The following is a 6,734-nucleotide window of genomic DNA, read 5'->3' as shown; positions in this document are numbered from 1 at the left end:
CGGCCTGCCGCAGCCTGAGCCCAGGGCCGGCACCCGGCCCCACCACACCTCAACACACCGTCAGACACCCACACACCCAACAACGTGACAACGCCGTGGTGACTGAAGTTTCCAGTACCCGGCCCTACTGGCCACGGGCCGGTTGGTTGGCGATCAGCAGGGTAGTGCCGGCCGGGCGGAAGCCCAGTCGGGCATAGATGCGCGCGATGGCCTCATCGGCGTAGGCCAGGAAGACGGTACGCACGCCATGGTCGCGGGCATGGGAGGCCAGGGCCGTCATGACGGCGGCGCCTAGACCCTGGCGGCGGGCAGCGGGGAGGGTACCGATTCCGCCGATCTCGGTGGTGCCATTCGCTGGGTGGTAGTGGCCCGCGGCAAGCGGGGTGCCGTCCGGGGCGAAGGCGGCGACGAGCGTTTTGTGGCCGGCTCGGAGAGAGGGGCAGGTCGATGCGGCTGTGCCGTCCGCCTTGAGCTCTTCGGCCGCTGCCTCCAACTCCGCGCGGCCCGCCAACCCCACTGCCGTGCCCCGGTCTGCGAACGCCACTCCGGGAAGAGCGAGTACGGCGGGCAGTGCCGAATCGTCGGCATCCACAACCCGGATCGTGACGCCATCTGGAAGGGGCTGCGGGGGCAGTTGATGGAGTGGATCGAGGATCATCAGCGGGCGTTCGGCCACCGGGAGACCCGCTGCCTCGGCACGGCCACGCAACAACGGCGTTACCTCAGAGAGCCACTCGAAGGCCTCCGGCACGCCGAGCTCGCGCTGCCGGGCGCGTACCAGCTCGATGTCGGCCGCAGAGGGCGTCACCGGGCCGCCTGCCGAGGTGGGGCGGGCATGGCTCGGGCCGCCGTAGTACGGGGCACCTACCTCCTTTCGTACGAAAAGGTGAAAGGAGCCGAACATCTCGGCTTCGGCGAACAGCAGCGGCACGGTGGCGTAGTACTGCTCGATGCGGTCACGCAGGGACGGCTGGCTCATGGGACGCATCCCATCACGGGGTGGTGCAGCACCGCCTGCGAAAAAGCCCGAGACGGGCGGCGACCAGTCCGGCTCGCGTGTCGTCACCGGTACCGGGCCGGTTTGACCAGGAAGCTGAGAGGGGACATCAACCGATCCGCAGGATTTGACAATTACTCCACACCCCCCGCGCGCTGAGGAATCGTCAAGACCTGTGGATCGGCGTGTCACGCGACTTGAGCATCACCTCCTGATTCGCGGGGCGTTCGACCCGTATCGTCGAGGCATGGACACCACTGCTTCACCCCGCGTCCTCGTCATTGGGCTTGATCCGTATCGGGTGCCTGGGCCGTGGGATCCGGAGCCGGTAGCCAAGGCGATCGAGGCGGGACTGACCAAGTTCGCCGAACATGGCGTGGGCGTCGAGACCTGCCTAATCGGCCTTGATGGAAGTGACGACGTGGATGCGGTCGTCGGGAATGCGCTGCGAGCCCATCCGTGGGAGTGCGTCACCGTCGGCGGTGGCCTGCGGCACTCAGACGATCAGGTTGAACTCTTCGAGCAAGTAATCAACCTGGTTCGGCGGCACGCACCCGATGCGGCCATCGCGTTCAACAGGACCCCAGCCACTACCTACGAGGCCGCTGCCCGTTGGATCGAGTGACGACAGTGAACTACGGGACTTGAGCATCACCTCCTGACTCGTCGTCGGGACGCTCGACGAGCTGGCCGCGCTCGAAACTGGCACCTGCTCGGGGGCGGCCCTCCTTATGCCGCCATGGGGCCCGCCCGCCGTCCACGGTTGACTCCCTGAGGAAGTGCGAGGCGGCCCTCCTTTTGCTGCCACGGACGTCGGCTCGGGCTCCTCGGCGAACAGTTGCCGCTGCTCGGGCTCGGCGTCGATCATGCTGGCGGTGATGACGGACAGCTCGTGTACGTTGCGCGACTCTGGTGCGAAATTCTTGACGGATGATCGGCTGGTTGCGGAATGATCGCCCCTGCGGTTGCCAGCATGCACACGCCCCAGCGCCCGCTCGCGGTGGCTTGGACCTCCAGTAGGAGGCGAGGGAGCGCAGTGCCGGCGGGGGAACGCCTGTAGGGTTCCAAAAGCCCTGCACATGCGCTGACCTGCGCGTTCGTCAACTTCGCTGATCTTCCTCAGGCGGTGTCGCGGTACTCGTGAATGAGTCCGCTGAGGACGTCGTGCCGTTGGATGCGCTGTGCGGGGAAGGGGATGACGTCGGGGTCGTCGACTGGAGCGCGGAGCTGCAGGGCCCGATGGGGTCGTCCGGTGTTGTAGTGCTGGGCGTACTCGGCGAGGACGTGCCGTAGGTGTTGCTCGTTGTAGATCAGCAGCCGGTCGGTGCATTCGACCCTGACCGTGCGTATGACCCTCTCCGCGTGGGCGTTCATCCGCGGCGTCTGCGGCGCACTCTTCAGGATTTCGATGTCGTCGGCGGTGAAGACCGCGTCGAAGGCCTGAGTGTAGCGGCTGGCGCGGTCGCGCAACAGGGAGCGGAAGCCGGAGGCGCGGTCACCGAGGTCGGCGAGGAGGTTGCGGGCGAGCTGGGTGGCCCAGGCCGCGGTGGGGTGGGCGGTGACACCGAGGATGTGCACAGTGCGGGTGCCGATTTCCAGGACGTAGAACACGTACAGCCGTCTCAGGGTCACCGTGTCGACGTGGAAGAAATCGGCGGCGAGCAGGCCGGAGGCTTGGGCGTGTAGGAAATCGCGCCAGGTCGGAGTGCCCGGGTTTCGGCGGGGTGCGGGGGTGAGGCCGGCGCTGCGGAGGATGCGGCGGATGGTGGAGGCTCCGACGCGGTGGCCGAGGCGTCGCAGTTCGCCCTGGATGCGGGTGTAGCCCCACGTCGGGTTTTCGCGGGCCAGGCGCAGGATGAGGGCGGTGAGTTCCTCGGAGACCGGCGGGCGTCCGGTCCGCGCGGGTTTCTGTTTCCACTTCCAGCGCAGCAGTCGGCGGTGCCAGGACAGCAGGGTGCCGGGGGTGACCAGGCGGTGGCGACGCAGTCTGGCCGGCAGGTGCCGGGCGAGGGCGGCGAGTACCGCGCGGTCCGGCCACGTCAGGTCCGGCCGGGTACCGAGTTGGCGGCGCAGCACCGCGTTCTCGTGGCGCAGCGCGAGGAGCTCAATGTCCTTGGCCTCCTCCGAGCGTGACAGCAGCAGGAGCAGTCCGAGAAGCCGGATGAAGATCAGGTAGAGCACGCGCAACGCCATGCAGTCCGAGCATGCCGTGATCGCCTTGAACTGCAAAGGCCCTGATCAGAGGCTACGCGCTAGTTTTGGCACCCTACAGTCCCCTGTGGAAACGAGGACCTGGGCGAGTTCAGGGTGCTGAGTGAACTTCGCGCGAAGGAGCTCTGCCATGACCGCGAGCCGAACGTTAGGCCAGTCACTCCGGTGCGTTGCCTGGCCACCCAGGTCATGTGCCTCTCTGCCGGAGGCCGCATCCCGGATTCTGCTTCTGTCAGAGCCCGTGAACAAACTGATCATTTCCGGTGTTTGGCGTCCTTCGTGCCCGCCAGGCGTCGTGACATCAGCATGATCATGGACCACTTGACCATGGCTTCATGGTGCTCGGGTAACCGTTCGTAGTCGCGTACGCAGCGGCGGCGCTGGAAGATCCACGACAGCGTGCGCTCCACCACCCACCTGCGTGGCACTACCACGAAGCCCTTGGCGTCGTCATTGCGTTTGACGATCTCAATCGTGAGCTGGAGCTTCTTCTTGGCCCAGGTGACGAGTTTCCCGGCGTAGCCGCCGTCGGCCCAGACCAGACTGATTGATTCGAAGAGGTCGCGCAGGTGCGCCAGTGCGGGGCGGGCTCCGTCGCGGTCCTGCACGCTCGCGCTGGTGACCATGACGACCAGGAGCAGGCCGATCGTGTCCACGATCACGTGGCGCTTGCGGTCTGCCACCTTCTTGCCCGCGTCGTACCCGCGGCTGTCGGCGCCGACCGTCTCCGCGGCGCGTACCGACTGCGAGTCGATGATCGCGGCGGTCGGGTCGGTGTCCCGGCCCTCGGACCGGCGGACCTCGTCGCGCAGGTCATTGTGGATGGCGTCGACGCTTCCGTCCTGCCACCACCGGGTGAAGACCGCGTGCACCGTGCGCCAGTGCGGGAAGTCGCCCGGCAGGTTGCGCCACTTGTTGCCGTTGTCCGCGACGTAGAAGATCGCATCCACGATCAGCCGGCGGCAGTACTCCTCCGGCCGCCCGCCGTTGCCGTCCAGCCATGCCGGCCACGGCAGCACCGCCGCGATGACCTGCCACTCCGCGTCCGTGGTGTCCGAGGTGTAGCGGCGTGGTCGGGTCGGATGGCGGCGGCCGTGACCGAACCGGCAGGCCAGGCACGGGCAGTCGGCTTGCCCATTCGGGGCGACAGCAGGGGCGGCAGGGGCGTACAACGGCATGACAGGAACTCTTGGCGCGACTGGGCTTCGACACCGCAGTTGCTACCAAGAGGTCCTGGCCGTGCACATCACTTCGCCGATTCCCACCCGCCCTCGACGATCAGTTTGTTCACGGGCACTTAGATGCCGGAAGCCATCACCAACACCACATCACCGTTATCAACGAATCCCGAACAACCGCAGGCCAGACGCCCAGTCATCACCACCTCCAGCGCCCCGGAAGCACCCATCCCCTTCTCAGAAAACCCCCAACATCCCCGCTCAAACCACGCCCACCACACCAACTACGAACCCCCGAATCACAGCTCTCTCAGCTGGCGTGAAGGATCCGAAAGCGATCGGGTTCCGCCGGATCTCGATCAACGACTTGGATGGGCGTACAAGCCCATTGCCACACGCCGATGCCTGGTCTGCGGGAGAACTGAATCTGCCCGCGGGTGCCTTCGACTGCAACGCGCGCCCAGGATTCGGCAGTGCGCGCCCGGTCCGCGCCGTGAGAACGCAGCACATCGGCGATGACGGCAATCGTGTCATAGCCCTCGAAGGCGACGAAGGAGGGCGCTTCGGCCAGCCGCTCGCGGAGGGCCGTCTCGACTCGTGCACCGAGTGGGCTGAGGCACTCGGGCAGGTAGCGCAAGAACGGGATCGCGGCGCTGTCGTCGCCCAGCAGCGTCGCCCATTCGGCGAACTCCGGCTGTCCGGCCGGAGCACCAATCATGATCTCGGCGAGGCGCTGGTCGCGGCGGACGGACTTGACGATCGGCACGGCCGGCTCCGGGTGGCCGACCAGAAGAAGGAGGGCTGTCGCGCGATGGTCGACGAGTTCGTCGCACACGGCCGCGGGGGTGAGCGCGCTCATGTCGAGTTCGACGACGGTGCCGCCGCGAGGAACGAGGTAGTCCCGCAGAATGCGGGTCCCAGATGCCCAGTAAACACTCGGCTGGGCTGCTACGGCGATTCGGCTGTGGCCCGCGCCGAGGAGGAAGTCTGCGTAGACCTGCCAGCCGTGGGACTGCGGCGGGGCGAGGCGCGCGACCCATTCCGTTGGCTGTTCGGTGAGTGCGTCGAGAACCGCTGACGAGCAGAGGAACGGCAGGCCGAGGGCGTCGGCCCTGGCGGCAGCGGCGCGAGCAACGACGCTGTGATACTCCCCCGCCAAGGCAGCCACGCCCAGGCGAGCCAATTCATCTACGGCCGCCGCGGCCCTCTGCGGATCAGCCGCGGTGTCTCGGACCACCAGCTCGAGTGGTCTTCCGACGATCCCGCCGGCGTCATTGACTTCGCGAACGGCCAGCTCCAGTCCAGCGAGCAAGTGTTGGCCTGCCTCGACCCAGCCAGGCCGACTGAGCGGAACGAGAGCGCCGATCTGGACGGATGACCCGTCAGTCTGCTCCGCACCGGGTAGCGATGGTGGCGCATTCATGCGTTGGCGTCTCCCGTGTGACGAATCGGTTGCGGTGTGCCCGGATCGCAGAGTGGCCACGACCGACAGTTGTTCTCCAACAGCCGTGTGATGACCACTCTCGGTCACCTGTCCATGCAAGAGACGACCTGCCCCGTCGCGGCTGGCCACGAGTTGGATCGTGCCTGAGCTCACGTCAACTGTCAAGTGAATCCGTCGCGTTGACGCCCGGTAAGCTTCGGATTTCGTTGTCTAAGTCGACTCCCAGTGTCTATCTCAACATGTGCGCAGCGGCTTTCGGTCGATCTTGACGTGGCGCGACTATGCATTGATGATCTCTACTGGATAGGACGGACTGGGCGCAGATCATCACGCACGGTGAGCACTCTAGTTCCTGTGCGGGGGCGCTCCGGGGGCTGTCCATGCCTGCGGCATGTGGTGCCGTTGGGGTGATCTCTTTGGAGTGCTATGGACTTGACGTTCTTGCGTACCTGTTTGGCCGTATACCGTGCGGGCTCCTTCACCAAGGCAGCCCAGGACTTGGGAATTTACCAACCAGCGGTAACCGGAAATGTGCGGAACCTGGAAAAGAGTTTGGGGCAGCCGCTGTTTCTGCGAACGCCTCAAGGGGTGGTTCCTACTGATGCCGCACACGGGCGCTGTCACGTTGACTGACGGGGTGAGATGATCTTCGGGTTGATCATGGTGGAGGGGTTGTTCGTGGGGGACGGGTCGCCGTAGTACAAGGGGTACCGGTATCCGGTCGAGGTGATCTCGCACTGCGTGTGGCTGTACTTCCGGTTCCCCCTCAGTTTCCGTGAGGTCGAGGAACTCATGCTGAAGCGCGGCGGATCGTCTCGTACGCCTCGACGCCTTCGTGTCCCAGGCACTTCTGGGCGATGCGCTCTGCGAGTGTCTCGATCAGATCGACCGGCTCTCCCTGCAC

General features: G+C 66.1%; 6 protein-coding genes and 3 pseudogenes. 3 read left to right on the top strand and 6 right to left on the bottom strand.

All coding sequences use genetic code 11. The features are described 5' to 3' along the window. Positions 1-124: 124 nt before the first annotated feature. Positions 125-979 carry a GNAT family N-acetyltransferase gene (locus AB0915_RS37640; protein ID WP_366695693.1) on the bottom strand — a complete coding sequence of 285 codons (855 nt, stop codon included), beginning with the start codon at positions 977-979 and terminating at the stop codon, positions 125-127. 265 nt (positions 980-1,244) lie between these two features. Here AB0915_RS37640 and AB0915_RS37635 point away from each other — a divergent pair, with 265 nt between their 5' ends. After that, entirely contained in the window at positions 1,245-1,622 is a 378-nt protein-coding gene (locus AB0915_RS37635; protein ID WP_366695691.1) for a hypothetical protein, read from the top strand. Between the two features lie 494 nt (positions 1,623-2,116). On the opposite strand, the gene AB0915_RS37630 is transcribed toward AB0915_RS37635, so the two are convergent. The 4 genes from AB0915_RS37630 to AB0915_RS37615 form a co-directional block, all read right to left on the bottom strand. Beyond that, on the bottom strand, positions 2,117-3,190 hold the full coding sequence (locus AB0915_RS37630) for an integrase core domain-containing protein (RefSeq protein ID WP_366695689.1): 1,074 nt from the start codon (positions 3,188-3,190) through the stop codon (positions 2,117-2,119). 45 nt (positions 3,191-3,235) lie between these two features. Further along, a complete protein-coding gene (locus AB0915_RS37625) occupies positions 3,236-3,466 on the bottom strand; it encodes an NADAR family protein (protein ID WP_366695687.1) in 231 nt (76 codons plus the stop codon). Further along, positions 3,463-4,386, bottom strand: a complete 924-nt coding sequence (locus AB0915_RS37620; RefSeq protein WP_366695685.1) for an IS5 family transposase — start codon at positions 4,384-4,386, stop codon at positions 3,463-3,465. Before AB0915_RS37620 ends, AB0915_RS37625 begins: the two co-directional genes overlap by 4 nt. A gap of 310 nt (positions 4,387-4,696) precedes the next feature. Further along, the gene (locus AB0915_RS37615) at positions 4,697-5,809 is read right to left on the bottom strand and encodes an ABC transporter substrate-binding protein (RefSeq protein WP_366695683.1); all 1,113 of its coding nucleotides are present in this window, start codon (positions 5,807-5,809) and stop codon (positions 4,697-4,699) included. Positions 5,810-6,256: 447 nt separating this feature from the next. Here AB0915_RS37615 and AB0915_RS37610 point away from each other — a divergent pair. Both AB0915_RS37610 and AB0915_RS37605 read left to right on the top strand, forming a co-directional pair. After that, positions 6,257-6,430, top strand: a pseudogene (locus AB0915_RS37610) (LysR family transcriptional regulator); the annotation flags it as partial. A 60-nt stretch (positions 6,431-6,490) separates the two neighbouring features. Next, a pseudogene (locus AB0915_RS37605) lies at positions 6,491-6,637 on the top strand (IS6 family transposase); the annotation flags it as partial. A 19-nt stretch (positions 6,638-6,656) separates the two neighbouring features. On the opposite strand, the pseudogene AB0915_RS37600 reads toward AB0915_RS37605, so the two are convergent. Further along, positions 6,657-6,734, bottom strand: a pseudogene (locus AB0915_RS37600) (dihydroneopterin aldolase); the annotation flags it as partial.

It is taken from the genome of Streptomyces sp. NPDC048411, from assembly GCF_040704695.1.
In the GTDB taxonomy this organism is placed as follows: domain Bacteria; phylum Actinomycetota; class Actinomycetes; order Streptomycetales; family Streptomycetaceae; genus Streptomyces.
Note: the sequence above shows the minus strand (reverse complement) of the source record. Positions and strands in the feature narration are given on the sequence as shown.